The following is a 24,006-nucleotide window of genomic DNA, read 5'->3' as shown; positions in this document are numbered from 1 at the left end:
GGACTCAGCCCCAACCCAGCTCATGCAACCGGTGATCGTCGATCCCGAAGTGGTGGGCGATCTCGTGGACCACGGTGATCGCGACCTCGTCCACGACGTCGTCCTCGGTGTCGCAGACCTTCAGCGTGGGCATCCGGTAGATGGTGATCCGGTCGGGCAGCACGCCGGCGTAGTCCCAGCCGCGCTCGGTCAGTGCCGTGCCCTCGTAGAGGCCGAGCAGGTCGTCGCTGCCGTCCGGCGGCCGGTCCTCGACGAGGATGACCACGTTGTTCATCAGGGAGAGCAGTTCGTTGGGCACGTCGTCGAGGGCCTCACCGACCAGCTCCTCGAATCGTTCACGACTCATATCGACCGGCACGCACCCATTGTGCCGGTAACAGGTGCGCCGACGCGGCCGGAGCCGCGCCGGCGAACACGTGACTCAGGCCAGCTTCGCGACCAGAGTGATCGGGGCGCCCGGCTTGAGCAGGCGCGAGATCGGGCAGTTCTCCTTGGCGGCCTCGGCCAGCTCCTGGAACTTGGCGTCGTCAATGCCCGGGACGTCGCCGACGGTCTCCAGGTCGATGCCGCTGACGCCGAAGCCGGCGTCGGTCTTGTCCAGGCGGACCTTGGCCACGGTCTCGACCGAGGTGGGCGTGAAGCCCGCGTCGGCGAGCCCTTTCGAGAAGGCCATCGAGAAGCAACCCGCGTGCGCGGCCGCGATCAGCTCCTCGGGATTGGTCCCCTCGCCCTCCTCGAAGCGGGACTTGAAGGAGTAGTTCCCCGCAAGGCCGCCCTTGCCGGTCTTGACAGTGCCGGAACCCTCGGTGAGGTTCCCTTCCCAGCGTGCCGAAGCAGAACGAATAGGCATGTCCAGAACGCTAGCCCATTTCGGTGTCGCTGGTTCGTGTACGACATCAGGGGCCATCATGGAGCGCATGTCCGGAGATTCTGAGGTCCTCGAGTTCGGCGGACCGGAGCCAGACGAGCCGCGGCGCCGTCCCGCCATGGAGCATCTGCGTGCCCTGGCCACGGATCGGCGTGTGCCGGTGCTGACCGCCGGACTCGGCGGTGTCGCGGTGTTCGCCTCACTGATCTCCGAGTGGCAGGTGACGGCGGTCGAGCCGATCGACTACGAAGGGGACGGCGAGATCGGCGAGACCCGGCTGCTGCCGACCGACCTCTTCGACCTGGGTGGGCTCGGCGGTGCGTACCTCTGTGGCCTGTTCCTGCTGGTGGCCGCGGTGGTGCTGGTGCTCTTCGGCCCGCCGGCCGGCCGGCGTTACGCGCGGCTCGGCGGGCTGAGTGTCGGCGGCGTGCTGATCGCCCTGCTGCTCGCGATGGTGCACCTGCTCGGCAGCGAGACCCGGCTCATCTCGCGGTATTTCACGATGGAGCTGGCATCCGAGCAGTCCGCCGTCTCGTACGGGCGAGGGCTGTGGTGCGCGCTCGCCGGAGTGAGCGCGGCCCTGCTCGCCCTCTGGCTGACCGCGCGCGAACCCGAGTCGGAGGACGGCCCGCGGTGGTCGCGCCGCACCACCGAGGAGGAGGAATCCGCTCCGGACGTTCCCCTCGACCTGACCATCGCGCCGGTCACACCGTTCGCCAATTTCCCCGGTCAGCGGGACCAGCCGCACCGATCGTGACACCGGGGGATATCCGTGTGCTGATCGGACCGGGCCACCGGTAGGCTCGACAACCGTGATTGACCTGCGCCTGCTTCGCGAAGATCCCGAACTGGTCCGTGCCAGCCAGCGGCTGCGCGGCGAGTCCACCGACGTCGTGGACGCGCTGCTGCGCGCCGACGAGGAGCGCCGGGCCGCCACCCAGCGGTTCGAGGGTGTCCGTGCGGAGCAGAAGTCCCTCGGCAAGGAGGTCGCGAGGGCTTCCGGTGACGAGCGGGCCGCGCTGCTCGCGCGCACCAAGGAGCTGGCCGCCGAGGTGAAGACCGCCGAGGCCGCGGTGAGCGAGGCCGAGCAGACCCTGCGCGCGGCGCACATGGCCGTGCCCAACCTGGTCGAGGACGGCGCACCGGCCGGCGGCGAGGACGACTTCGTCGTGCTGCGGACGGTCGGGGACATCCCGGCGATCGAGGCGCCGAAGGACCACCTGGAGATCGGTGAGGCGCTGCGCGCGATCGACACCGAGCGCGGTGCGAAGGTGTCGGGTTCGCGGTTCTACTTCCTGACCGGTGTCGGCGCGCTGCTCCAGCTTGGCATGCTGCAGCTGGCGATCCAGCAGGCGGTGGAGCACGGCTTCATCCCGTCGATCACGCCGACCCTGGTCCGGCCGGAGTCGATGGAGGGCACCGGGTTCCTCGGCGCGCACGCCAGCGAGATCTACCGGCTCGAGGCCGACGACCTCTACCTGGTGGGCACGTCGGAGGTGGCGCTCGCGGCCTACCACACGAACGAGATCATCGACCTGAGCAACGGTCCGGAGCGGTTCGCCGGCTGGTCGACGTGTTACCGGCGAGAGGCCGGTTCGCACGGCAAGGACGTGCGGGGCATCCTGCGGGTGCACCAGTTCGACAAGGTCGAGATGTTCTCGTTCTGCAAGCCCGAGGACGCCCTCGCCGAGCACCAGCGGCTGCTGGCCATGGAGGAGGAGATGCTCGCCAAGGTCGAGATTCCGTATCGGGTGATCGACGTGGCGGCCGGCGACCTCGGCACCAGCGCGGCCCGGAAGTACGACTGCGAGGCATGGGTCCCGTCGCAGGGGCGTTACCGCGAGGTGACCTCGACGTCGAACTGCACCACGTTCCAGGCGCGCCGGCTCAACATCCGCTACCGGGACGCCGACGGCAAGCCGCAGACCGCCGCCACACTGAACGGAACACTGGCCACCACCCGCTGGCTGATCCCGATCCTGGAGAACCACCAGCAGCCCGACGGCTCGGTCCGGGTGCCGAAGGCGCTGCAGCCGTTCCTCGGGGGCCGGGACGTGCTGGAGCCGGCGAAAATAACGGCGAGGCAACCCGTCAAGTAACCGCAACCGGGCGGCTACCAGTTGTCATGGCAGCTGGTAGCCGAACCGGTGTAACGTTCTCCTTCCGCCCTCCGCGGGGGTCGCAGACCCACGGAGGTTCTCGATGCTCAAGCCTGGGCTCCCCAAGCTCATCGCCACCGACCTGGACGGCACGCTGGTCCGCAGTGACGACACCGTGTCGGATTACACCCACGAGGTTCTGCAGCGGGTCCGCAACGCCGGCATCCGCATCGTGGCCGCCACCGGCCGTGGGCCGCGTCTGACCTCGCTCACCCGCAACGACATCCGGGTCGCCGACTATCTGGTGCTGGCACAGGGCGGCTGGGTGCTCGACCAGGCGGAGGCGCGTTACCTGCGGCAGTCCCGTCTCCCCGGCCCCATGCTGGGCCAGGTGCTGGGCGCGCTGGAGTCCGTGGTGGGCCCGCTGTCGGTGATGTTCGAGGCGCTCGAGCACGACGACTCCCCACTGTGGGGGGACTACGACCCGACCTGGCGATACCCGGTCACCGTCGAGGCTCGCACCCGCGACGAGTGCCTCACCGGCGACGTGATCAAGGCGTTCGCCCGGTCCTTCGAGCTCGGTGTCGACGACCTGCTCGCGGTGGCCCGGCGGGTGGTCCCGCCGGACGTGGCCACGGTGACCCAGGCGGGCCTGGACTATCTGGAGATCTGCCCGGCAGACGTGGACAAGGGCACCGGCCTGGCGGTCGTCGCCGAGGCGGTCGGCGTGGATCCGGCGGACGTGCTGGTCTTCGGTGACATGCCCAACGACCTGCCGATGTTCGGCTGGGCGGGGTGGGGCCGGGTGGCGGTGGCGAACGCGCATCCGGAGCTGCTCGCCGTGGCCGACACTGTGACCTTGACCAATGACGAGGACGGGGTGGCCGTCTTCCTGGACCAACTATTGTCCAGAAGGTGAAACACCCTCCCTTTCAGCTGATCGCCACGGACATCGACGGCACGTTGATCACCAGTGAGCGGACCCTCAGCCCGGCCACCCGCGACGTCCTCGACCGGATCCCGGTCCCCGTGGTGCTCGTCACCGGCCGGCCGCTGCGCTGGCTCGACCAGCTCTACGACCAGATGCCCGAACGGATCCCGGCGATCTGCGCCAACGGCGCGGTGATCTACGACCCGGAGTCGGACGAGGTGCTGCGGGCCGAGTCGCTGCCGGTCGACATGCTGACCGACGTGATCAAGCGGCTGCGCGAGGCGGTGCCGGACGTCTCGCTCGCGGTCGAGGTCGAGGACGGCCGGATGTTCCTCCACGAGGAGAGCTGGACGATCCGCTGGGAGCACGATCACCGCGTGCAGGTGATCGCGGCGCCCGAGGAGCTGACCTCGGCGCCCGCCGTGAAGCTGCTGGCCCGTTCCGCGACCGCCGATCCCGACGAGTTCCTGGAGCTGGTCAGCGGCACGCTGGGCGGTCTGGCGGAGGCGACCCGCTCGTCGTCGTCGGCTCTCGTGGAGATCTCCGCGGCGGGCGTCACGAAGGCGGCCGGTCTGGCCTGGCTGTGCGAGCAGGAGGGCATCCCGGCCGAGCAGGTGCTGGCCTTCGGCGACATGCCCAACGACATCCCGATGCTGACCTGGGCGGGCCGGGCGGTCGCGATGGGCAACGCGCACCCGGCCGTGGTCGCGGTCGCGGACGAGGTCACGGGGACCAACGACGAGGACGGCGTGGCGAGCTACCTTCGGCGGGCCTTCCACCTCTGATCGAGGCCGGGCCTCCGAGCGAGGCCCGGAGCTGGGCCTCCGAGCGAGGCCCGGAGCTGGGCCCTCGAGCGAGGCCCGGAACTGGGCCTCGAGCGGGGCCTCGGCGAGAGCGGCCACCCCGGTGACCACCCGGAGCGGCCCCGGCGCCCGCCGGGCGGCCTGGCGTTGCAGTCAGGCCGCGTGGAACCGGCGGGACGCGGGGGTCCGGCGTGGGGCGGCCACTTCCGTACCGTAAAAATCAGAGATATTGACCGGTGCGGCCCTGGATCTCCTGGCCGCCGCCCTGCTTGCCGGTGCCGGGGATGATGTTGCCCATCGGGAGTGCGGGACGGCCGGGCACGCCGCCACGCATCTGCTCGAGCTGCAGGCGAGCGGCCATCTGCTGGGCGACGAGTGCCGCCTGGATGCCGTGGAACAGGCCCTCGAGCCATCCGACCAGCTGTGCCTGAGCGATGCGAAGCTCGGACTCGCTCGGCGGGGTCTCGCCCTCGAACGGCAGCGAGAGACGCTCGAGCTCCTCGCGGAGCTCCGGTGCGAGACCGTCCTCCAGCTCGGTGATGGACCGCTTGTGGATCTCCCGCAGCCGGGTCCGGCTCGCCTCGTCGAGCGGTGCGGCCCGCACCTCCTCGAGCAGCTGCTTGATCATGCTGCCGATCCGCATGACCTTCGCCGGCTGCTCGATGAGATTGCCCGGCTCCTCCGGGGTGAGCGTGCCGTCCTCCTCGACCGTGCCCATGGGGCGGCCGTCGGGGCCCACGACGATGACGGAGCCGTCTTCCTTGTGCTCAGTGGTGCGGGTGTCGTCGGTCATGCGATCCATCTTTGCGCACCACCGCTCACAACCGCAGTTCGGCCACGGCACATTTGACACTCCCGCCACCGCGCTTGAGCTCGGAGAGCTCGACGTGTACGGGCAGGTAACCGGCCGCACGGACCTTCTCACCCATCGCGATCGCCTCGGTGTTGAGAATCACGTGCCGGCCGTCGCTGACCAGGTTCAGCCCGAACGCCTCGGCGTCGGCGCGGTCGGCGAGAACGGCGTCCGGGAAGAGCTGAGCGAGCACACGCTGGGAGGCGGGCGAGAACGCGCCGGGGTAGTACGTGACGTGCCGGTCGTCGAGGGCGGCGAGCGCGGTGTCGAGGTGGTAGAAGGCCGGGTCGACCAGCTTCAGCGAGACGACCGGGCGGCCCAGCGCCTCCTGTGCCTCGGCGTGCGCGGCCGGCGAGGTGCGGAAGCCGTATCCGGCGAGGACGATCCCGCCGTGGGCGGCCGGGAGGTACGCGAAATCGCCCTCACCCTCGTTGACGTGCTCGGGCTCGACGAACCGGTGCTCCGCGGCGAGGTAGAAGGCGCGGTGCGCGATCGCCTCGGCGGCCCGCTGGGGGTAGAGGAAGCGGGCGCCGTAAACGGTGCCGTCGACCGAGAAGGCGCCGTTCGCGGAGTAGACCATGTCCGGCAGGCCGGGTTCGGGGTCCAGGACGTGCACGACGTGACCCAGGTCGGTGAGCGTGGTGCGCAGCTGTTCCCACTGCGTGAGCGCCAGGGTGGTGTCGACCGCGACGGTGGTGTCCATCCAGGGGTTGATGGCGTACTCGACCGTGAAATGCTGAGGCGGACACATGAGGTATGTCCTGTTTCGCGGCAAACGCTCGGTGTGGTTCATGAGGTTTAAGAGTAGGTAGGCTGCGTTGCAGCAAACAGGTGGAAATCTTGCTCCTCGGAGGCGAATCGTTGCAGATGGACGCCGTTGACCAGCGAATCATTGCGCTGCTCGTGGCCGACGCCCGCGCTTCGTATGCCGAGATAGGCGCGAAGGTGTCCCTCTCGGCGCCGGCGGTCAAACGACGGGTGGACAGACTGCGCGCGAGCGGGGTGATCAAGGGATTCACCGCGGTCATCGAACCGGCCGCGGTGGGGTGGACGACCGAGGCGTTCGTGGAGCTGTTCTGCACCGGGCGGACCACACCGGCACAGATAACTGTCGCCACCCGGCGGCATCCCGAGGTGGTGGGCGCCTACACGGTGTCGGGGCAGGCGGACGCGCTCGTGCACCTGCGCGCGGCCGACATCGGGCATCTGGAACAGGCGCTGGAGAGGCTGCGGGCGGAGCCGTTCGTGACATCCACCCGCAGCATGGTCGTCCTGTCGCGCCTCGTGGAGACGCCGACAGCGATCCCGATCTAGAGGTACATCCCCGGGCGGTGCTCGTCGGAGATCGGCTCCTTGGCGGGAGCGGGCTTGTCACCCTCGCCGAAGAAGCGCTTGCCGCCGAACTCGCCGTGCAGCCGGTCGTCCAGCTCGTCCGCGAGACCGGTCATCACCTGCACCGCGAGCATGAGGTGGATGGCCTGGAAGTTGCGGCCGAACACCGGGATCGAGGCCCAGACGGTGTCCTGCGCGCAATACAGCCGGCCGATCGGCATGCGGTTGGTCAGCTCGGACAGCTTCACGTAGAGCTGCTCGGTGGGCTCGACCTCGGTCAGGATCGGGGAGAAGACGTCGACCAGGGGCGGGTTGTCGCGGACCCGGACGAAGACCATCGCGGAGCCGGCCCGGATGCCGATGTCGCCGTCGGCGTCGACCTGCAGCTGGTCGACGGTGGTCTTGGACATCGTGGCGACGACCGTGCGGACCCGCTCGTCGAGCGGGACGACGTCCTCGGAGACGGTGGCCAGGGCTGCCTCGAGCGCGTCGTCGTCGTCCAGCTCGGACAGGTCCACGCCGCCCTCGACGCTCGGCTCGTGCCGGGCGGTGCCCAGCGGCGCGGCGTCGATCGGCTCGTCCTCTTCGTCGTGCACGAGGTAGACGAGGAAGGCCGGGTGCGGCGCGCCGTAGACGTCGCGCAGGGTTCGGGAGACCACGGTGGCGAGTTGTGTCGCCTTCTCCTGCGACGAGCGCAGGCCGAACGAGTCACCCGAGCCGGGCAGCACGCCGGGCGGTGACCAGCCGAGGGCGACCAGGTCGGCGACGGCGGCGCGGTCCATCCGGTACTCGTTGGGGAGTTCGGCGTTGCCGACGGCCAGCGCCTCGACGACGCCGTCGGGGAGGACCCGGATGCTGACCGAGTAGACCGCCGTACCGGTACCGGACGCGGTGGGGTCCAGGGTCAGGTCGACGTGCGCACCGGGCGGCAGCGTGGGAAGCAGGCCGGCCAGCGAACTGGCGAACTCCCGCCACGCCTGAGTCACCTTGGCCCGCAGGTCGGCCGTGGTGGGTTCGTCCAGCAAAACGCTGTCTGACGTCTCGCTCGCGGCGCCTTCTGCCGTCATGATCGCACCTCCGTTCAGGTCACCCTATCGAGAGGCGCGACCCGGCCACGACTGGGCGAGCGCGCTGATCTTCGCGGCGGCCTCCGCCGGGTCCGCGCCACGCCCCACAGCCAGGCCCAAGAGGTACGCGGTGACCGGCGCACCGGGCCGCAGGACGTTGTGTGCCACGTCCCGGGCGACGTCGAGAACCGCTGTCGTCGGCACCTCGTCCGGTGCGACGCCCAGCTCCGCGCCGGCCGCCGCGATCCACCCGTCCAGCTCGTTCATCTCGCCCATTCCTCAGCGGTCCGCAAATCGTCGTCGGTGTCGCAGTCGAACCACGGCGGCGGGCCGGGACGTCGCCAGGACACCTCGGCGATCCGCAGGTTCGACAACAGCTCCCGGACCGGGGCGCCGTGCAGACTGCCCCGCTCCGCGGCGAGCCGGTCGAGCGCCTTGCGCAACGCCGCGGTACGCCAGACACCGCACAGAACCTGAAGGTGCCCCTCGGCGTCGCGATAGACCGCGCCCTCCATCGGCGCCGACTCCATCGTCAGCCGCAGCACGTCGATCGCCTCGCCGGTCAGGAACGGCAGGTCCGCCGCGAGCAGAGCCGTGTACGCCACCGTCTCGGGCACCAGCGCGAGCCCCGCCGCCGCGGCCGCCACCGGGCCTCCGCCGGGCGGCTGCTCGCGGGTCACGTGCACCGGAACGGGCAGGTCGGACGTCACCCTGCCGACCACGACTCGGGGGTCGGCGTCGTGCACGGCCGCCAGAACACGGGTGAGCATCGACTGACCGGCGACCGGGAGGGTCGGCTTGTCCGCACCACCCATTCGCCGCGCCGCGCCACCAGCCAGGACCACCGCCGCAAATCCCCCCACGTGAGTACCGTATCCCGAGCGCCTGCCGGGCGTGACCGCGCGCTCACTTCGACGCGTCGCCGTAAGCTCCCGCCATGGGGCGGAACACGACGCGGCGCACCGTCGTCAGCATCGATCTCAGCGGGTCACCGGGCACGCGGCAGCGCCGGGACGAGCTCGCCGCGGAGGAGCCGCTGGAGATCCGGGTACGCAAGAAGCCGCTGGCCGTGACGATGCGCACACCTGGACACGACATCGATCTCGCGATGGGCTTCCTGCTCAGCGAGGGCGTGATCGGCAAGGCCGGCGACGTGGTGACGGCACAGCTCTGCGCCGGCACGGACACGCCGAACACGTACAACGTCGTCGACGTCGTGCTCGACGACGCCGTGCCGCCACCGGTCACGGACCCGAGCCGGAACTTCTACACCACCAGCTCGTGCGGTGTCTGCGGCAAGGCCAGCATCGACGCGGTGCGGACCCGTTCGCTCTTCGACGTCGCGGCCGACCCGATGGAGATATCCGCGCGGACCCTCGCCGGGCTGCCGGACAAGCTCCGCGCCGCGCAGCGCACCTTCGACCGCACCGGCGGGCTGCACGCGGCCGGCCTGTTCACGCCCGGCGGCGACCTGCTCGTGCTGCGAGAGGACGTGGGACGGCACAACGCGGTGGACAAGGTGCTGGGCTGGGCGCTGCGCGAGGGCCGGCTGCCGCTCGCCGGGCACGTGCTGCTCGTCTCCGGCCGGGCCAGCTTCGAGCTGACCCAGAAGGCCTGGATGGCCGGGTTGCCCCTGCTCGCCGCGGTGTCCGCACCGAGCACCCTGGCGGTGGAGCTGGCCGAGGAGGCCGGGATGACGCTCGTCGGCTTCCTCCGTGAGCCGCGGATGAACATCTACGCCGGGCAGCGGCGCGTCACGCTCTGACCACATGAGATTCCCGCGCTCGCCAACTCGATCCACATCTACCGTCATCCATAGAGTTCAGGCTGCGAGATATGTCGATCTCGCGTCGAACCCTGCTGTTGAGCTCCGCTGTGGGAGCCGCCGGAGCCGCCACGATCTGGCCGGTGGCGGCCACCGCCTCGCCGTACCGTGGCCCGCTGAAATCTGACCCGTTCACCCTGGGCGTCGCGTCCGGCGACCCCGACCATGACGGTTTCGTCCTCTGGACCCGACTGGCCGTCAGTCCGCTCGCCGAGGACGGCCTCGGTGGCATGCCCGCCCGGAACGTGCCGGTGGCCTGGGAACTCGCCGCCGACGAGCGCTTCCGCAAGGTGGTCCGCCGTGGCGTGGCGGTGGCGCGGGCGGACCGCGCGCACAGTGTCCACGTGGAACTGAACGGCCTCTCGCCGGACCGGGAGTTCTTCTACCGCTTCCGCGCCGAGCGTTACATCTCGCCGGTGGGCCGGACCCGGACGTCTCCGGCGCGCTGGGCCTCCGGCGGTTCGCTGGCGATGGCCTTCGTCTCCTGTTCCCAGTTCGAGCACGGGTACTTCACGGCGTACCGGCGGTTGGCCGAGGACCAGCCGGAGCTGATCCTGCACCTGGGCGACTACCAGTACGAGTACGCGCCGGACGTCTACAACATCCCGGGTGGCAACCCGCGCGACCACGAGGGTCCCGAGACGGTGACGCTGGCCAACTACCGTCAGCGGCACGCGCAGTACAAGACCGACCCGGACCTGCAGGCGGCGCACGCCGTGGCGCCGTGGGCGGTGGTCTGGGACGACCACGAGACCGAGAACAACTGGGCCGACGAGGTGCCCGAGGCGGCCGACCCGAACTTCCTGGCCCGGCGGGCGGCGGCGTTCCAGGCGTACTACGAGAACATGCCGCTGCGCCGCACCTCGGTGCCGAAGGGCATCGACATGCAGTTGTACCGCCGACTGCACTGGGGGCGGCTGGCCACGTTCCACATGCTCGACACCCGGCAGTACCGCGACGACCAGGGCTGCGGCGACGGGTACAAGGACTGCCCGGCGGCGTACGACCCGGCGCGCAGCATCACCGGCGCCGAGCAGGAGGCCTGGCTGCTGGACGGCTTCCACCGGTCGACCGCCCGCTGGGACATCCTCGGCCAGCAGGTCTTCTTCGGACAGCGGGACAACAACTCCGGCCCGCAGAAGGTGCTCAGCATGGACTCCTGGGACGGGTACCAGGGATCCCGGGACCGGATCACCCGCGGCTGGGTCGACGCGGGCGTGCGCAACCCGGTCGTGCTCACCGGTGACGTGCACGCGCACTGGGCCGACGATCTCAAGCTCGACTACGACGACCCGACCTCGAAGACCGTCGGCACCGAGCTGGTCTGCTCGTCGATCACGTCGGGCGGCAACGGCGCGGACGTGCCGACCGGGCAGCACTCGTGGGCGGCGTGGAACCCGCACCTGCGCTTCTACAACAACCAGCGCGGTTACGTACGGACCCGGATCGCCAAGGACTCGCTGACCGCCGACTTCGTGGTCCTGCCGTACGTCACGACGCCGGGCGCCGCGGCACACACCCGCGCCTCCTTCGTGATCGAGGACCGGGTGCCGGGACTGCAGCAGGTCGCGGACAACCCGACGCCGGCCGCGACGCTGCGATCCGCCCCGGCGGACCTCGGCGCCGCGACCGTCGAGCAGGAGACCGCGCGGCCGTGATTCATCGGGGACGGCGGCCACGGTCGCCGTCCCGCTCCACCATCTGCGGACCGATCCCGTGCCGGATCATGTCGTGCAGCATCCCGGCGAGCTCGTGGCCCGGCTCCTGCTTGAGCGCGCGTTCGAGCGCGACCAGGGCCAGCGGTCCGGCTCCGAGACGCCAGGCGGCAAAGGCGAGCATGCAGGCGGGCGCCGCCACATGCGCCGGTTCGGCCCGGCGCAGCACGTCGGTCCAGAGCCTGACCCGCCACTCGTCCGTGCCGGTGCGGTCCAGCGCGTAGTCCTGCACCGCGCTGTCGACCAGCAGCACACCCAGCCAGGCAACCTCGTCGTCGGTGAGCGGCCGGCCGGCCCGATATCGCTTCTCGGCATCACGCACCGCTCCGCGGCCGGCCCGGCGGATCGACCGGCCGTGCCGCTGGTCGGCGGCGAGCAGGTCGGTGAACCGCTTGCGGGCCCGCTCGGTCGCCGTGGCCATCCGCTCCCGGGGCTCGCCGGTCACCGCCGCCACCTGTGCGACCAGGTCACGCCGGCTGGGGAGGGCCACCTTGCCGTGATACGTCGCCTCGGCCGCGATCACGCTGTCCCCGGGCAGGCACGGCGTGCCCTCGGCCGGGCAGCACCGCGGGTCGTCGCAGCCGTAGGACCACCATCGGCCGTCGGTCACCCGCATGACGTCGGCGACGCGCAGGCCCGTACGCGTCAACGCGTCCGCCAGGCTCAGCGCCGCCGGCGTGACCCGTTCGGGCGGGCCGTATCCGACCACCATGGCGAAGTCGAGATCCTGCCGGGCGACGACCCTGGCGTTCTCCGCCGCGAAGTCGTCGACGTCGCAGTCGGGCGGGGGCAGGTCGTAGCGGCCCGCGAAATGGAGACTGCGGCCGTTGAAGCCGACCACGGCGACGCTGTCCACCGGGTGGAAGCCCAGGACGTAGGGCACCGCGGCGATGAGTTCGGACGAGTTGCGGATGAGCAGGGAGGTTGCCATGCGGGGCAGCGTGGCCGGTGCCGGTCCGCGTTCGCGTGCCGTCCTTCGGGGCTGTGGACGACACGCCGGTCCGTCCACAGGGGCGCTACGAGCGGAACGGAAGTTCGTGCAGCTCCAGGCCCTCCTGGTGCCACGGCTGGGTGTGCCGTTCCAGGTCCATGGTGAGCTCGATCGAGGTGACCACGTCGTAGCCCGCCGCGTGCAGACTGCGGATCGCCTCGACGTTGCGGGACTCCGGCGAGATCGTCAGCGACGTCATGTTCCGCTTCTTGGCCTCGGCCGCCACGTGCTGCAGCAACAGCCGTCCGACACCCTTGTGCCGGTGCCCGATGGTCACGACGATCGGGTCGACCTCACCGGCACGACCGCGGATGATGAGCCCGACCATCCCGATGACCCCGTCGTCGGCGTGGTCCGCGACCCACAGGCCGGACAGGTCCAGCCTGGTCAGATATTCCTCGAACCCTGCTCCGCCGTCGTCGCTGTGCTCGCCGTACATCTCGTTGTGCTGCCTGGTCAGCTCCGCCCACAGACGACGGCCCGCGGAGTGGTCACTCGGGCGGTACGAACGCACGGCCACAGGGGTCATGTCGCCATCTTGCCCTCAAAGTGGGAGGTGCGTCACCGGAAGCGCAAGATAACCGTGTGGACCTGGCGTACCTGCGCACTCACCCGGAGCATCTACCGACATTTCTGACTCATCAGCGGATTCGTGAGACGCCGGTGAGTGGCGGCGTCTGCGCCGCGAGCCGTCTGACCCTGGACGACGGCGCTTCGATCTTCGCCAAGACGTGGCCCTCCGATCCGGCACCGGACGGCATGTTCGTCGCGGAGGCGGCCGGTCTGGCCTGGCTCCGGTCGGCCGGCGCGGTTCCGGTTCCGGAGGTGCTGGTGGCCCTCCCGTCGCTGCTGGCGATGGAGTGGGTCCAGCCGGGTGAGCCGACGCGCCGGGCCGCGGAGGAGTTCGGGCGTGGCCTGGCCGGGTTGCACCGCAGCGGCGCCGACGCCTTCGGCGCCGCCATGCCGGGCTGGATCGGGCCGCTGCCGCTGGACAGCACTCTGACTTCGGGCAGGTGGGGGCCCTGGTTCGCGGAACGGCGCCTGCTTCCGTTCGTCAAGACCTCGGCTGATCGGGGCGCACTCTCCGGCGATGACGTCACGCTCATCTCCCAGATCATCAAAACCCTTGAGGGGTACGACGAAAGCGAACCGCCGTCGCGGATCCACGGTGACCTGTGGCCCGGGAACGTGCTCTGGGCCGCCGACGGGCGCGCCTGGCTCGTGGACCCGGCCGCGCAGGGTGGCCACCGGGAGACGGACCTCGCGACACTGGCGCTGTTCGGCGGCACACCGTTCCTGGACGTGATCCTCGGCGCTTACCAGGAGGTGTGGCCGCTGGCCGCCGGGTGGCGCTCGCGCGTTCCGCTGCACCAGCTGCATCTCCTCCTGGTACACACCGCTGCCTTCGGCGGCGGTTACCGCGGCGCGGTCCGCGCGGCCGCCGACGCGGTATCCCTCTCCTGACCCCGCTGTTGGTCCCTATTCCCCGGGCCCATGGTCCACAGGGCGATATGCATAACGGCGATGAGCGCTGTCAGCGGCTAGATTCGATCTGTGAGCCTCTTCAGGAGATCCATGGGGTGCCGACGGTGACGATGCTCGTCGACCGCTTCGGCCGTGTCGCCACCGATCTGCGCGTGTCGCTGACCGACCGGTGCAATCTGCGCTGCACGTATTGCATGCCCGCCGAAGGGCTGGCCTGGATGCCGCAGCCCGAGCAGCTCACCGACGCCGAGGTCAACCGGCTGGTCCGGATCGCGGTCGAGCAGCTGGGCGTCACCGAGGTCCGGTTCACCGGTGGCGAGCCGCTGATCCGCCGCGGCCTGGTCGGCATCGTCGCGGAGGCCGCCCGCCTCTCCCCGCGCCCCCGGCTCTCCGTCACGACGAACGGCATCGGGCTCGACCGGCTGGCACTCCCGCTGCGCGAGGCCGGCCTCGATCGGGTGAACGTCTCCCTCGACACGCTCGACCCCGGACGCTTCCACACCCTCACCCGACGTGACCGGCACGCCGACGTCCTGGCCGGCCTCCGGGCGTCGGTCGCGGCCGGGCTGACCCCCGTGAAGATCAATACCGTCCTGATGCGCGGGGTCAACGACGACGAGGCGGCGGCGCTGCTGCGGTTCGCGCTGGACCACGGATATCAACTGCGCTTCATCGAGCAGATGCCGCTCGACGCCCAGCACCAGTGGGACCGCCACGAGATGGTCACCGCATCGGAGATCCTCGCCGCCCTCGAACCCTTCGATCTCCAGCCCGATGATGTTTCACGTGGAACGGCGCCGGCCGAGACCTGGCTGGTCCCGGGGCACGTGGACGCCGCCGGCCGTCCCGCCCGCGTCGGCGTGATCGCCAGCGTGACCCGGCCGTTCTGCGGCGACTGCGACCGGACCCGCCTCACCGCCGACGGTCAGGTGCGCAACTGCCTCTTCGCCACCGAGGAGAGCGACCTGCGCAAGCTGGTCCGCGACGACGCCCCGGACACCGACATCGCCGAGGCGTGGCGGGGCGCCATGCGCGGCAAGCGAGCCGGCCACGGCATCGACGACCCCACGTTCCTCCAGCCCGCCCGCCCCATGTCCGCGATCGGAGGCTGAGGCGTGCTCACCGTGCGCTACTTCGCGGGCGCCCGCGCCGCCGCGAACGGGACGTCGTCGGAGGAGGTCGAGGCGGCCACCCTTCACGACCTGACGCAGCTGCTGGTGGACCGGCACGGCGAGCGGCTCGGCCTCGTGCTGAAGGCCGCCAGCTTCCTGGTCGACGGCCTGACCTGCCATGACCGCGCCGCCGCCCTGCCGGAGGGCGCGACCATCGACGTGCTTCCGCCCTTCGCCGGCGGCTGACTTTTTGTCGTACCCCTCCGGCAGCATCGGGTCATGCAGGTGAGAGTCGCCAGTCGGCGACGGAAACCCGAGTCGGTCCGGGCGCAATTCCCGCAGGCGACGATCATCGACGTGACGTCGCGGGGGCCGGAGCCGTGGGTTCGGCTGAGCCCGTTCTATCCGCACGGCGGCATTCCCGTGCCGCTGTCGCCGGGCGCGGTCAGCGCTTCCGTCGAGGGCGTGTGGCAGGCACTGAAGGTCTTCGAGAACACCGACGTCGACCCGTCGAAACTGGCGGTGACCACGATGACAGGACTGAAACGCACGACCCGCCGCCACGGCGCGGTCCGCGGTCACCGTGCCGGCCCCGACGGCGCTCATCTGCTCGGTTATGAGGAGGCTCGGCGGCGGATCTACCTCCCGGCCTATCGCTGGATGCTCGAACACCGAGTGCCGGACCTGGTCGTGAGGCTGCGGGGATACAGCGACCTTGTCCTGCTCGACTACACCACCAACGGCGACCCGGCGGACACCTCCAGCCCGCTCTCGCACGCCGCCCTCGTGGCGTCCTTTCTGACCGATCGCTGGCCGTCTGCGTCACCTCCTGCCTGACCGACCGCTGGTGATCCCTCTCCCGGGTGTTTCGGCGATCGAGGAGAGGCGCGGAGACTGCACAGCGATGCTGAGACAGGGCTGAGAGAGACAGCACGGAGGACCCCACCGGGTCGGGGACACTTGTGGCGGCAAGCTGGTGCGGGCTCGGCTGGGAACGGCCGTTGGGGGAGGGTTTCTGTGTTGGGCTTCGTAGCGGTGGTCCTGCTGGTCATCGGCTTGATCCACTACTACCTGTGGAAGCGGCTGGTGCGCGACACCCTGCGGCCGGGGCGGGGGCGCAGGGTCGGGACGGCGCTGGCGGTGGCGCTCGGGGTGCTGGTTCCGCTGACGCTGATCGGGGTGCGCGCCGGCTACTTCAAGTGGCTGTCGTGGCCGGGTTATCTGTGGATCGCGCTGATGTTCTACCTGTTGGTGGCACTCGTCGCTCTGGAGATTCCGCGACTCGTCGTCAACCTGCTGTGGGTGCGCGCCGGGCGTACCGATAAGGAGAAAGTCACCGCCGCGCAGGCCGGATCGTCCGCGGCAGCCATCGACGTGGCCGATGAGAAGCCGGAGCCCGACGAGAAGCCCGAGCCCGGCGAGAACGGTGCGTCTGACGACGGGATCGACCGGCGGCTGCTGCTCGCCAGGGGTGCGGCGATCTTCGCCGGGCTGACCGCGGCGAGCGTTACCGGCTACGGGGTGCGGACCGCGACCAGTGCACCGCAGATCGACCGTGTGCAGATCCCGCTCGCGAAGCTGCCGCGCGCCATGGACGGCACCCGCCTCGCGGTCGTCTCCGACATTCACATCGGGCCGCTGACCGGTGTCGACCACGCCAAGCGCATCGTCCAGGTGATCAACTCGGTCGACGCGGACATGGTCTGCGTCGTCGGCGACCTGGTCGACGGCAGCGTCGCCGAGCTGGGTAAGTTCGCGGCGCCGCTGGCCGGCATCGAGTCGCGGCAGGGTGCCTACTTCGTGACCGGGAACCATGAGTACTACTCCGGGCACCAGGAATGGGTCGAGGAGGTCGCCCGGCTCGGGATGCGTCCGCTGCGCAACGAGCGTGTGGAGATCAACGGGCTGGACCTCGCGGGCGTCAACGACCTGAACGGTGAGGAGTTCGACGACGGCCCCGACTTCGCCCGTACGCTGGGCGACCGCGACAGGGCCCGCCCCGTCGTCCTGATGGCGCACCAGCCGCTGGCCGCGGTCGAGGCGGCGCCCTACGGCGTCGATCTCCAGGTCTCCGGGCACACGCACGGCGGCCAGATGGTCCCGTTCAACTACCTCGTCAAGCTGCAGCAACCGGTAGTCTCCGGCTTCGGAAACGTGGACGGCGTACCGGTGTACGTGACCAACGGCGCCGGCTTCTGGGGGCCACCGGTCCGGGTCGGTGCGCCCCCGCAGGTCACGGTCATCGAATTGCGTGTGGCATAACCCATCAAGATCGGTAAGTGTGTTTGAGCGTGGCGACTCGTGAGGGCGACAGCAGCCGTGACAGGATGCTGAGCGTGGAGGTCACCGCGGATGCATATGTCGCGGACCTCCACATTCACTCGCGTTATTCGCGAGCCTGCAGCCGCGACCTGACGCTGCCCAACCTCGCCTGGTGGGCGCGGCGCAAGGGCATCAGCCTGCTCGGCACCGGCGACTTCACCCACCCGGCGTGGTTCGAGCACCTCCGGGAGAGCCTCGAACCCGCCGAGCCCGGCCTGTTCCGGCTGGCCGACGAGACGCCCGTGACCAAGCGGCTGCCCGGCTCACTGAGCGCCACGGTGCCGGCGCGATTCATGCTCAGCGTCGAGATCTCCACGATCTACAAGCGGGACGACCGCACCCGCAAGGTCCACCACCTTCTGTACGCCCCCGACTTCGAGTCGGTCAGCAAGATCAACACTGCGCTCGCCCGGATCGGGAACCTGACCGCCGACGGCCGCCCGATCCTCGGCCTGGACTCGCGCGACCTGCTCGAGATCACGCTCGAGTCCGGTGGATACCTGATCCCCGCGCACATCTGGACCCCGTGGTTCTCCGCGCTCGGCTCCAAGTCCGGCTTCGACGCGATCGCCGACTGCTACGCCGACCTGGCCGACCACGTCACCGCTGTGGAAACGGGCCTCTCCTCCGACCCGGAGATGAACTGGCGTGTCTCCTCGCTCGACCGCTACCGCCTCGTGTCGAACTCCGACGCGCACTCCCCGGCCGCGCTGGCCCGGGAGGCGACGCTGTTCACCGGCGTGCCGGACTACTACGCGGTCAAGGACGGCACCGGCCTGGCCGGGACGCTTGAGTTCTTCCCCGAGGAGGGCAAGTACCACGCCGACGGCCACCGTGCCTGCGGCGTGAACTGGGAGCCGTCGCGCACCCGGGAGGCCGGCGGCCGCTGCCCCGAGTGCGGGCGCCCGCTGACCGTCGGCGTGTTGAGCCGGGTCGAGGACCTGGCCGACCGCCCAGCCGGCTTCCGGAAGGACATGCGCGTCGAGCACCTGATCCAGCTGCACGAGATCATCGGGGAGATTCACGGCGTCGGCCCGAAGTCGAAGACCGTGGAGGCCCAGCTCAACCACCTGGTCGCCACGCTCGGCTCGGAGCTCGACATCCTGCGCAAGATCCCGGTCGAGGAGATCGGCAAGGCCGGCGGCGAGGAGCTGCGCGAGGCGATCACCCGGCTGCGCCGCGGGGACGTGCGGCGGGTTCCGGGGTACGACGGTGAGTACGGCGTGATCACCCTGTTCGACCCGGGTGAACTCCGTAACCGGAACAGCGCGCCGCAGGTGGAGACGCTGTTCGACTTCCCGGCCGCGACACCGCAGCCGGCACGGTCCGCTCCGCCGGCCGCTGGTTCCGCGCGGGCCACCGGTTCCGCGCCGATCCCCGGGTCCGCGCCTTTCCCCGGGTCCAGGCCGGTCTCCGCCGGAGACGCCTTTCCGGCAGGCTCGGGTGCGGCGAAGCCGGGCGCGGCCAAGCCGAAGCCGAAAGCCAGGCAGAAGCCCGCCCCGCCACCGCTGGCACCGCCGCCCAGCCCGCACGAGCCGTTCGAGCCGATGCTGGCCGGGATGGAGGAGGTCGGCACCGGGCTGCTCGACCGGCTCGACGCCATGCAGCGGGTGGCCGCGTCGGCACCGGGCGGTCCGCTGCTCATCGTCGCCGGCCCCGGCACGGGCAAGACCCGCACCCTGACCCACCGGATCGCGTACCTCTGTGCCGAACTCGGTGTCTTCCCCGAGCGCTGCCTCGCGATCACGTTCACCCGGCGGGCCGCGGCCGAGCTGAAGGAACGGCTCGAGGCGCTGCTCGGCGACGTGGCCGAGGACATCACCGTCGGTACGTTCCACTCGCTCGGCCTGACCGTGCTGAAGGAGAACGCCAAGGCTGCCGGACTCGGCTCGGGCTGGCGGATCGCCGACGAGCAGGAGCAGGCTCAGGCGCGCGAGCAGGCGGGTGACGACGACTCGGCGTACCGCAAGCTGCTCCGCCAGCAGGACCTGGTGGACCTCGACGACCTGATCAGCGTGCCGGTGGCGCTGCTGCGCGAGGATCCGGCGCTGGTCGAGAAGTACCGCCGGCGGTGGCAGTGGATCTTCGTCGACGAGTACCAGGACGTCGACGATCTCCAGTACGAGCTGCTGCGACTGCTCAGCCCGGCCGACGGCAACCTGTGCGCGATCGGCGACCCGGACCAGGCGATCTACTCGTTCCGTGGCGCCGACGTGCGCTACTTCCTCCGCTTCAACGCCGACTTCGTGGACGCCCGGCTCGTACGGCTGACCCGCAACTACCGGTCGTCGGCCCCGATCCTGGCCGCCGCGGTGCAGGCCATCGCGCCGTCGTCGCTGGTGAGCGGCCGGCGCCTGGATCCGGCCCGGCTCGACCCGGAGGCCGCGCTGGTCGGCCGCTACCCGGCTCGCAGCGTCACCGACGAGGCCGACTTCGTGGTTCGCACGATCGACGAGATGGTCGGCGGCCTCTCGCACCGCTCGCTCGACTCCGGCCGGGTCGACTCCCGCGCCACCGCCGTCGAGAACTTGTCATTTTCGGACATCGCGGTGCTGTACCGAACCGACGCGCAGTCCGGCCCGATCGTCGAAGCGCTCTCCCGTGCCGGCATCCCGGTGCAGAAGCGCTCGCACAACCGGCTGCGCGACCGCACGGGCGTTCAGGTCATCGCCCGCGAACTGCGGCACGCCGGCGGTCTGGGCGGTTCGCTCGCGGCCCGGGTCAAGCTCGCCGCGCAGGTGCTCGCCCAGCGGTACTCGGCACCGACTCTGGACGGTGACCAGATCGCACCCGAGGACGTCTGGGCAGCCGCCGACCTGCTGACACCGCTGGCCCAGCGAGTCGGCGACGACCTCTCGCTGTTCCTGCAGCAACTGGCCACCGGCGCCGAGGTGGACGCCCTTGACCCACGGGCCGAGGCGGTCAACCTGCTCACCCTGCACGCCGCGAAGGGCCTGGAGTTCCCGGTGGTCTTCCTGGTCGGCTGCGAGGACGGACTGCTGCCGCTGCGGTGGCCGGGCTCGACGCCGACCGACGACGAGATCGCCGAGGAGCGGCGGCTGTTCTTCGTCGGACTGACCCGGGCGCAGGACCGGCTCTACGTCAGCCACTCGGCGAAGCGGTCGCGGCACGGCAGCGAGCGGGAGCAGGCGCCGACCCCGTTCCTCGACGTGATCGACTCCGGGTTGTTCGAGCGGCTGGGCGAGGCGGCACCGGCCCGCCCCAAGGACCGGCAGCTCAGGCTGCTGTAACCAGTCCGATCAGGGCTCCGGCCAGCAGTGCCGGGCCGAACGGGAGACCCCGTCCGCGACGGGCCCGCCCGCTGATCAGGAGCCATCCCGCCACCACTCCGTTGATCAGGTGGGCCGCACCCAGCCCGACGATCACCGCCGGGAACCCACCGAACCCGAGCAGGAACGCCAGCACCGCACCCAGTTTCACGTCACCGAGCCCGAGTCCGCGGCCCGGCAGCATCGCAATGCCCAGGTAACCGGCGGCGACCAGCGCCGTGGTGATCCGGCCGGGCTCCAGCAGCGCCAGTGGAACTCCCGCGCTGAGTGCCAGCGCCCCGACCAGCGGATCCGGTAACCGCAGGCAGCGCATGTCGATCACCGCGAGCAGCACTCCGAGCACCGCGGCGACGAGCAGGACCGGCAACCGTGGAACCGGGCCGAGCGCCGCCGCCAGCACGCCGGCCGCCGTGGCGGACGCGGCCACCGGACCGATCCAGCCGCGAACTCCGCGACAGCGGCAGGGTGCTCCGGCGCGTACCCATCCTGGGAAGGTCTCGCCGCAATCACCGCAACCTGAACGCGGCGGTGTGCCGTAAGGCACCGCCAGCCGGTAGGCCACGAGCGGCACGAACGCGGCCGCCGCCGAACCGAAGACAAGCGCCGCGATCACCGGAACGTAACCCTCCGAGGCAACTGCACGTTTCCTACCCGCGATTCCGGCACGGCCGGAATCAGGGCCGCACGATACCGTGGCACGCAGCGAAGGAGGGACCCGATGTCGCAGAACGGGCCGCACTCCGGTCAGCCGTGGCCGGGTGGGACCCCCGAGGAGCCGTATTCGGAGCCGTCCGACCCCTGGCACGGCCACGAGTCCTCCTGGAGCCCGCCCCCGCAGATACCGCACCAGCCGTACGCTCCGGCCGCCCCGTCCTGGGGTCCGCCGCAGCCTGCCCGCCGCGGTTTCGCGATGGGTGCCGTCGTCGCGGTGCTGAGCGTGCTGGTCGGCGGCGGTCTGGCCACCACCGCCTGGTTCCTGTTCGGCCGGGAGGAGAAGGCGGCGACCCCGGCGGCCACGCCCACCACGACCGGTGCGGTGATCGCGCCCCGCCCGCAGGCCAGCGAGGACGCCCGGTTCGCGGTGAAGGGCCAGTGCGTCCGCAACGAGGGCAGCAACACCGAGCCGAAACTGCGGGTCGTGGTGTGCGCGGCGAACACGTTCGAGGTGCTCAAGCGCATCGACGGCCGCACCACCGGTGAGAAGGACGCCATGAGCAAGTGCGCCAAGGTGACCGGTTACACCAAGTGGTACTACTACGACACCGAGTACGACGACGTGGACTTCGTGCTGTGCCTCAAAGAGTATGGGCCTGTCTAGCCAATTTGCTAGACACCCGTAGAGCGATTAATCGACCGAACTCTAGCGTTCACGCTAGATGGCCCGATACTGTGCTACGCCATGGATCCGGTGCGGAACCCGTACGCTCCCGGCGCCGGCCAGCGCCCGCCCGAGCTGGCCGGTCGCAGCCGTGAGCTGGACGCTTTCGACGTCGTCCTGGAACGGGTGGCCCGCGGCCGCCCGGAGCGCAGCCTGGTGCTCACCGGTCTGCGCGGCGTCGGCAAGACGGTGCTGCTCAACACCCTGCGCTCGGCGGCGATCGGCCGTCTCTGGGGCACCGGCAAGATAGAGGCGCGCCCCGACCAGTCGCTGCGCCGCCCGGTCTCCGGCGCGCTGCACATGGCGATCCGTGAGCTGGCCCCGCACCACCGCGACCCGGACCGGGTCGACGAGGTGCTCGGCGTGCTCAAGGCGTTCGCGCTGCGCGCCAACGACGCCAACTCCAAGATCCGGGACCGCTGGACGCCCGGCATCGACGTCCCGCCGGCACGCGGCCGTGCCGACTCCGGTGACATCGAGATCGACCTGGTCGAGCTCTTCACCGACGCCGCCTCGCTGGCGACCGACGTCGGCACCGGGATCGCGCTGTTCATCGACGAGATGCAGGACCTGAGCGCCACCGACGTGTCGGCGCTCTGCGCGGCCTGCCACGAGCTGTCCCAGCTCGGCGCGCCGCTGATCGTGGTGGGTGCCGGTCTCCCGCACCTGCCGGCGGTGCTGTCGGCGGCGAAGTCGTATTCCGAGCGCCTCTTCCGTTATCAGCGGATCGACAGATTGGACCGGGACGCGGCGGATCTGGCGCTGGGCGTGCCGGCCGAGCGGGAGGGCGTCGACTACGACCAGGAGGCGCTCGACCTGCTGTATGAGAAGTCCGGCGGTTATCCGTACTTTGTTCAGGCGTACGGAAAGGCGACCTGGGACCACGCCCCGCAGACGCCGATCACCGCGGACGACGTGTCGGTGGCGGCCCCCGAGGCGGAGAGCGAGCTGGCGGTCGGCTTCTTCGGCTCCCGGTTCGAGCGGGCCACCCCGGCCGAGCGGGAGTACATGCGAGCGATGGCGGCGCTCTCCAACGACCCGGGCAACGACATGGACGCCGCGGTGCCGACCTCGGACATCGCCACCTCACTGGGGCGCAAGCCGGCCAGCCTCTCCCCGGCACGCGACGCACTGATCAAAAAAGGACTCATCTACTCCGGTGAGCGCGGCACGGTCGCCTTCACCGTCCCGCACTTCGGCAGGTACCTCAGAACGCAACCGGTATGACGCGGCCACTGCGGGTATAACGAAGTTCATGAAGCCCGTTCGCAGCGCCGCCCGTGCCATGCTCGCCTCGATCTTCGTGATCAGCGGGGTTCGTGTGCTGATTCGCCCCGGGGGACGCGTCGAGGCCGCACGCCGGGTCACCGACCGGGTGGGCCCGCTGCTCGAACGGACCGATCCGCGCCTGCCCACCGACCCGGAGACGCTGGTCCGGGTGAAGGCCGTGACCGACGTCGTCGCCGGGCTCGCGCTGGCAACCGGGCGTTTCACCCGGCCCGCCGCGGCGGTGCTGGCGGTCGGCCTGATCCCGACCACGTACGCCGGCCACCCGTTCTGGTCCGCGCCCAAGGAGGAGCGGGCCAACCAGCAGACCCACTTCCTCAAGAACCTGGGCCTGCTCGGTGGGTTGCTGCTGGCCGCCGCGGACACCGAGGGACGGCCCAACCTGCGGTACCGGACCACCCATGCCGTGGACCGCTCGCAGCGATCGGTGCGGCGCGCGGTGCGCACGGCCAAGCGGGACGCGAAGATCGCCGCGCTCTCCGCCACCGCCGCCCGGAAGCTCCCTTTGTCCAGATAACAACCTATAAGCGGCCTTTGCGTTAAAGCGGACGAGGGGCCGCGCGGTCGGTCTGCGCCTTCTAAGCTCGCTTCCGCACGCCGTTCCCGCCCTTTGCTATCCGGCTTCTGCTATCCGGGTACCGGGGACGA

Annotated in this window: 26 protein-coding genes; 16 read left to right on the top strand and 10 right to left on the bottom strand. The window is 70.5% G+C overall.

Translation table 11 applies throughout. The annotated features are described in order from the left end of the window. Positions 1-4: 4 nt before the first annotated feature. The gene (locus AB0M02_RS30720; protein ID WP_364233064.1) at positions 5-346 is read right to left on the bottom strand and encodes a metallopeptidase family protein; all 342 of its coding nucleotides are present in this window, start codon (positions 344-346) and stop codon (positions 5-7) included. 75 nt (positions 347-421) lie between these two features. Continuing rightward, positions 422-850: an OsmC family protein gene (locus AB0M02_RS30715; RefSeq protein WP_364233062.1), complete on the bottom strand. Its 429-nt coding sequence runs from the start codon at positions 848-850 to the stop codon at positions 422-424. 67 nt (positions 851-917) lie between these two features. Between AB0M02_RS30715 and AB0M02_RS30710 the strand changes: the two genes are divergently transcribed. From AB0M02_RS30710 to AB0M02_RS30695, 4 genes are all read left to right on the top strand, one after another. Next, a complete protein-coding gene (locus AB0M02_RS30710) occupies positions 918-1,625 on the top strand; it encodes a hypothetical protein (RefSeq protein ID WP_364233059.1) in 708 nt (235 codons plus the stop codon). Positions 1,626-1,680: 55 nt separating this feature from the next. After that, positions 1,681-2,967, top strand: a complete 1,287-nt coding sequence (gene serS, locus AB0M02_RS30705) for a serine--tRNA ligase (protein WP_364233057.1) — start codon at positions 1,681-1,683, stop codon at positions 2,965-2,967. A gap of 103 nt (positions 2,968-3,070) precedes the next feature. Further along, positions 3,071-3,886: a Cof-type HAD-IIB family hydrolase gene (locus AB0M02_RS30700; protein ID WP_364233054.1), complete on the top strand. Its 816-nt coding sequence runs from the start codon at positions 3,071-3,073 to the stop codon at positions 3,884-3,886. Continuing rightward, positions 3,883-4,683, top strand: coding sequence for an HAD family hydrolase (locus tag AB0M02_RS30695; protein WP_364233051.1), 801 nt, complete (start codon positions 3,883-3,885; stop codon positions 4,681-4,683). Before AB0M02_RS30700 ends, AB0M02_RS30695 begins: the two co-directional genes overlap by 4 nt. 238 nt (positions 4,684-4,921) lie before the next feature. Here AB0M02_RS30695 and AB0M02_RS30690 read toward each other — a convergent pair whose 3' ends face one another. Next, positions 4,922-5,494 carry a bacterial proteasome activator family protein gene (locus AB0M02_RS30690; protein WP_364233049.1) on the bottom strand — a complete coding sequence of 191 codons (573 nt, stop codon included), beginning with the start codon at positions 5,492-5,494 and terminating at the stop codon, positions 4,922-4,924. Positions 5,495-5,519: 25 nt separating this feature from the next. Next, positions 5,520-6,347 carry a dimethylargininase gene (gene ddaH / locus AB0M02_RS30685; protein ID WP_364233046.1) on the bottom strand — a complete coding sequence of 276 codons (828 nt, stop codon included), beginning with the start codon at positions 6,345-6,347 and terminating at the stop codon, positions 5,520-5,522. Between the two features lie 68 nt (positions 6,348-6,415). On the opposite strand from ddaH, the gene AB0M02_RS30680 reads away from it, so the two are divergent. Beyond that, on the top strand, positions 6,416-6,868 hold the full coding sequence (locus AB0M02_RS30680) for an Lrp/AsnC family transcriptional regulator (protein WP_364233306.1): 453 nt from the start codon (positions 6,416-6,418) through the stop codon (positions 6,866-6,868). Here the strand turns inward: AB0M02_RS30680 and AB0M02_RS30675 are convergent. The 3 genes from AB0M02_RS30675 to AB0M02_RS30665 are packed head-to-tail and all read right to left on the bottom strand — an operon-like array spanning position 6,865 to position 8,816. Beyond that, positions 6,865-7,953: a hypothetical protein gene (locus AB0M02_RS30675; protein ID WP_364233045.1), complete on the bottom strand. Its 1,089-nt coding sequence runs from the start codon at positions 7,951-7,953 to the stop codon at positions 6,865-6,867. The two genes, AB0M02_RS30680 and AB0M02_RS30675, sit on opposite strands and share 4 nt — an antisense overlap. A 24-nt stretch (positions 7,954-7,977) precedes the next feature. Continuing rightward, a complete protein-coding gene (locus AB0M02_RS30670; RefSeq protein WP_364233044.1) occupies positions 7,978-8,220 on the bottom strand; it encodes a DUF6457 domain-containing protein in 243 nt (80 codons plus the stop codon). Next, positions 8,217-8,816 carry an NTP transferase domain-containing protein gene (locus AB0M02_RS30665; RefSeq protein ID WP_364233041.1) on the bottom strand — a complete coding sequence of 200 codons (600 nt, stop codon included), beginning with the start codon at positions 8,814-8,816 and terminating at the stop codon, positions 8,217-8,219. Before AB0M02_RS30665 ends, AB0M02_RS30670 begins: the two co-directional genes overlap by 4 nt. A 74-nt stretch (positions 8,817-8,890) precedes the next feature. On the opposite strand from AB0M02_RS30665, the gene fdhD reads away from it, so the two are divergent. Beyond that, positions 8,891-9,718 carry a formate dehydrogenase accessory sulfurtransferase FdhD gene (gene fdhD, locus AB0M02_RS30660; RefSeq protein WP_364233039.1) on the top strand — a complete coding sequence of 276 codons (828 nt, stop codon included), beginning with the start codon at positions 8,891-8,893 and terminating at the stop codon, positions 9,716-9,718. Between the two features lie 71 nt (positions 9,719-9,789). Beyond that, positions 9,790-11,436 (top strand): alkaline phosphatase D family protein, encoded by a 1,647-nt coding sequence (locus AB0M02_RS30655; protein WP_364233037.1) that lies wholly within the window; start codon positions 9,790-9,792, stop codon positions 11,434-11,436. Between the two features lies 1 nt (position 11,437). On the opposite strand, the gene AB0M02_RS30650 is transcribed toward AB0M02_RS30655, so the two are convergent. Both AB0M02_RS30650 and AB0M02_RS30645 read right to left on the bottom strand, forming a co-directional pair. Further along, positions 11,438-12,424, bottom strand: coding sequence for a DUF4192 domain-containing protein (locus AB0M02_RS30650; protein WP_364233035.1), 987 nt, complete (start codon positions 12,422-12,424; stop codon positions 11,438-11,440). A gap of 85 nt (positions 12,425-12,509) precedes the next feature. Beyond that, entirely contained in the window at positions 12,510-13,013 is a 504-nt protein-coding gene (locus AB0M02_RS30645) for a GNAT family N-acetyltransferase (protein WP_364233032.1), read from the bottom strand. 56 nt (positions 13,014-13,069) lie between these two features. Between AB0M02_RS30645 and AB0M02_RS30640 the strand changes: the two genes are divergently transcribed. The 6 genes from AB0M02_RS30640 (at position 13,070) to AB0M02_RS30615 (ending at position 20,654) form a co-directional block, all read left to right on the top strand. Continuing rightward, positions 13,070-13,948 (top strand): fructosamine kinase family protein, encoded by an 879-nt coding sequence (locus AB0M02_RS30640; RefSeq protein ID WP_364233030.1) that lies wholly within the window; start codon positions 13,070-13,072, stop codon positions 13,946-13,948. A gap of 131 nt (positions 13,949-14,079) precedes the next feature. Then, positions 14,080-15,081, top strand: coding sequence for a GTP 3',8-cyclase MoaA (moaA, locus tag AB0M02_RS30635; RefSeq protein ID WP_364233303.1), 1,002 nt, complete (start codon positions 14,080-14,082; stop codon positions 15,079-15,081). Between the two features lie 3 nt (positions 15,082-15,084). Beyond that, a complete protein-coding gene (locus tag AB0M02_RS30630; RefSeq protein WP_364233029.1) occupies positions 15,085-15,327 on the top strand; it encodes a MoaD/ThiS family protein in 243 nt (80 codons plus the stop codon). Positions 15,328-15,360: 33 nt separating this feature from the next. After that, positions 15,361-15,918 (top strand): hypothetical protein, encoded by a 558-nt coding sequence (locus AB0M02_RS30625; protein WP_364233027.1) that lies wholly within the window; start codon positions 15,361-15,363, stop codon positions 15,916-15,918. Positions 15,919-16,101: 183 nt separating this feature from the next. After that, positions 16,102-17,343 (top strand): metallophosphoesterase, encoded by a 1,242-nt coding sequence (locus AB0M02_RS30620; protein ID WP_364233300.1) that lies wholly within the window; start codon positions 16,102-16,104, stop codon positions 17,341-17,343. Between the two features lie 65 nt (positions 17,344-17,408). Next, positions 17,409-20,654: a UvrD-helicase domain-containing protein gene (locus AB0M02_RS30615; RefSeq protein ID WP_364233298.1), complete on the top strand. Its 3,246-nt coding sequence runs from the start codon at positions 17,409-17,411 to the stop codon at positions 20,652-20,654. Here the strand turns inward: AB0M02_RS30615 and AB0M02_RS30610 are convergent. After that, complete coding sequence (locus AB0M02_RS30610) at positions 20,641-21,120, bottom strand: hypothetical protein (RefSeq protein WP_364233024.1); 480 nt, start codon at positions 21,118-21,120, stop codon at positions 20,641-20,643. The two genes, AB0M02_RS30615 and AB0M02_RS30610, sit on opposite strands and share 14 nt — an antisense overlap. Before the next feature lie 291 nt (positions 21,121-21,411). On the opposite strand from AB0M02_RS30610, the gene AB0M02_RS30605 reads away from it, so the two are divergent. The 3 genes from AB0M02_RS30605 to AB0M02_RS30595 all read left to right on the top strand — a co-directional run bounded on the left by AB0M02_RS30605 (position 21,412) and on the right by AB0M02_RS30595 (position 23,875). Then, positions 21,412-22,011 (top strand): hypothetical protein, encoded by a 600-nt coding sequence (locus AB0M02_RS30605; protein WP_364233022.1) that lies wholly within the window; start codon positions 21,412-21,414, stop codon positions 22,009-22,011. 81 nt (positions 22,012-22,092) lie between these two features. Continuing rightward, positions 22,093-23,298 (top strand): ATP-binding protein, encoded by a 1,206-nt coding sequence (locus tag AB0M02_RS30600; protein ID WP_364233019.1) that lies wholly within the window; start codon positions 22,093-22,095, stop codon positions 23,296-23,298. Positions 23,299-23,326: 28 nt separating this feature from the next. Continuing rightward, positions 23,327-23,875 carry a DoxX family protein gene (locus AB0M02_RS30595; protein WP_364233018.1) on the top strand — a complete coding sequence of 183 codons (549 nt, stop codon included), beginning with the start codon at positions 23,327-23,329 and terminating at the stop codon, positions 23,873-23,875. Positions 23,876-24,006: the final 131 nt, after the last annotated feature.

Origin of the sequence: Actinoplanes sp. NPDC051861 (assembly GCF_040681145.1) — a bacterium.
Classification (GTDB): domain Bacteria; phylum Actinomycetota; class Actinomycetes; order Mycobacteriales; family Micromonosporaceae; genus Actinoplanes.
This window is presented reverse-complemented; position numbering and strand designations above follow the sequence as displayed.

What these genes read in the sequence shown, in the direction of transcription:
- AB0M02_RS30690 (WP_364233049.1), bottom strand. Translation starts at nt 5,494, where the DNA reads ATGACCGACGACACCCGCACCACTGAGCACAAGGAAGACGGCTCCGTC.
- AB0M02_RS30650 (WP_364233035.1), bottom strand. Translation starts at nt 12,424, where the DNA reads ATGGCAACCTCCCTGCTCATCCGCAACTCGTCCGAACTCATCGCCGCG.
- AB0M02_RS30655 (WP_364233037.1), top strand. Translation starts at nt 9,790, where the DNA reads ATGTCGATCTCGCGTCGAACCCTGCTGTTGAGCTCCGCTGTGGGAGCC.
- AB0M02_RS30710 (WP_364233059.1), top strand. Translation starts at nt 918, where the DNA reads ATGTCCGGAGATTCTGAGGTCCTCGAGTTCGGCGGACCGGAGCCAGAC.
- ddaH (WP_364233046.1), bottom strand. Translation starts at nt 6,347, where the DNA reads ATGAACCACACCGAGCGTTTGCCGCGAAACAGGACATACCTCATGTGT.
- fdhD (WP_364233039.1), top strand. Translation starts at nt 8,891, where the DNA reads ATGGGGCGGAACACGACGCGGCGCACCGTCGTCAGCATCGATCTCAGC.
- moaA (WP_364233303.1), top strand. Translation starts at nt 14,080, where the DNA reads ATGCTCGTCGACCGCTTCGGCCGTGTCGCCACCGATCTGCGCGTGTCG.
- AB0M02_RS30720 (WP_364233064.1), bottom strand. Translation starts at nt 346, where the DNA reads ATGAGTCGTGAACGATTCGAGGAGCTGGTCGGTGAGGCCCTCGACGAC.
- AB0M02_RS30615 (WP_364233298.1), top strand. Translation starts at nt 17,409, where the DNA reads ATGCTGAGCGTGGAGGTCACCGCGGATGCATATGTCGCGGACCTCCAC.
- AB0M02_RS30625 (WP_364233027.1), top strand. Translation starts at nt 15,361, where the DNA reads ATGCAGGTGAGAGTCGCCAGTCGGCGACGGAAACCCGAGTCGGTCCGG.
- AB0M02_RS30700 (WP_364233054.1), top strand. Translation starts at nt 3,071, where the DNA reads ATGCTCAAGCCTGGGCTCCCCAAGCTCATCGCCACCGACCTGGACGGC.
- AB0M02_RS30715 (WP_364233062.1), bottom strand. Translation starts at nt 850, where the DNA reads ATGCCTATTCGTTCTGCTTCGGCACGCTGGGAAGGGAACCTCACCGAG.
- AB0M02_RS30605 (WP_364233022.1), top strand. Translation starts at nt 21,412, where the DNA reads ATGTCGCAGAACGGGCCGCACTCCGGTCAGCCGTGGCCGGGTGGGACC.
- AB0M02_RS30675 (WP_364233045.1), bottom strand. Translation starts at nt 7,953, where the DNA reads ATGACGGCAGAAGGCGCCGCGAGCGAGACGTCAGACAGCGTTTTGCTG.
- AB0M02_RS30595 (WP_364233018.1), top strand. Translation starts at nt 23,327, where the DNA reads ATGAAGCCCGTTCGCAGCGCCGCCCGTGCCATGCTCGCCTCGATCTTC.
- AB0M02_RS30645 (WP_364233032.1), bottom strand. Translation starts at nt 13,013, where the DNA reads ATGACCCCTGTGGCCGTGCGTTCGTACCGCCCGAGTGACCACTCCGCG.
- AB0M02_RS30600 (WP_364233019.1), top strand. Translation starts at nt 22,093, where the DNA reads ATGGATCCGGTGCGGAACCCGTACGCTCCCGGCGCCGGCCAGCGCCCG.
- AB0M02_RS30670 (WP_364233044.1), bottom strand. Translation starts at nt 8,220, where the DNA reads ATGAACGAGCTGGACGGGTGGATCGCGGCGGCCGGCGCGGAGCTGGGC.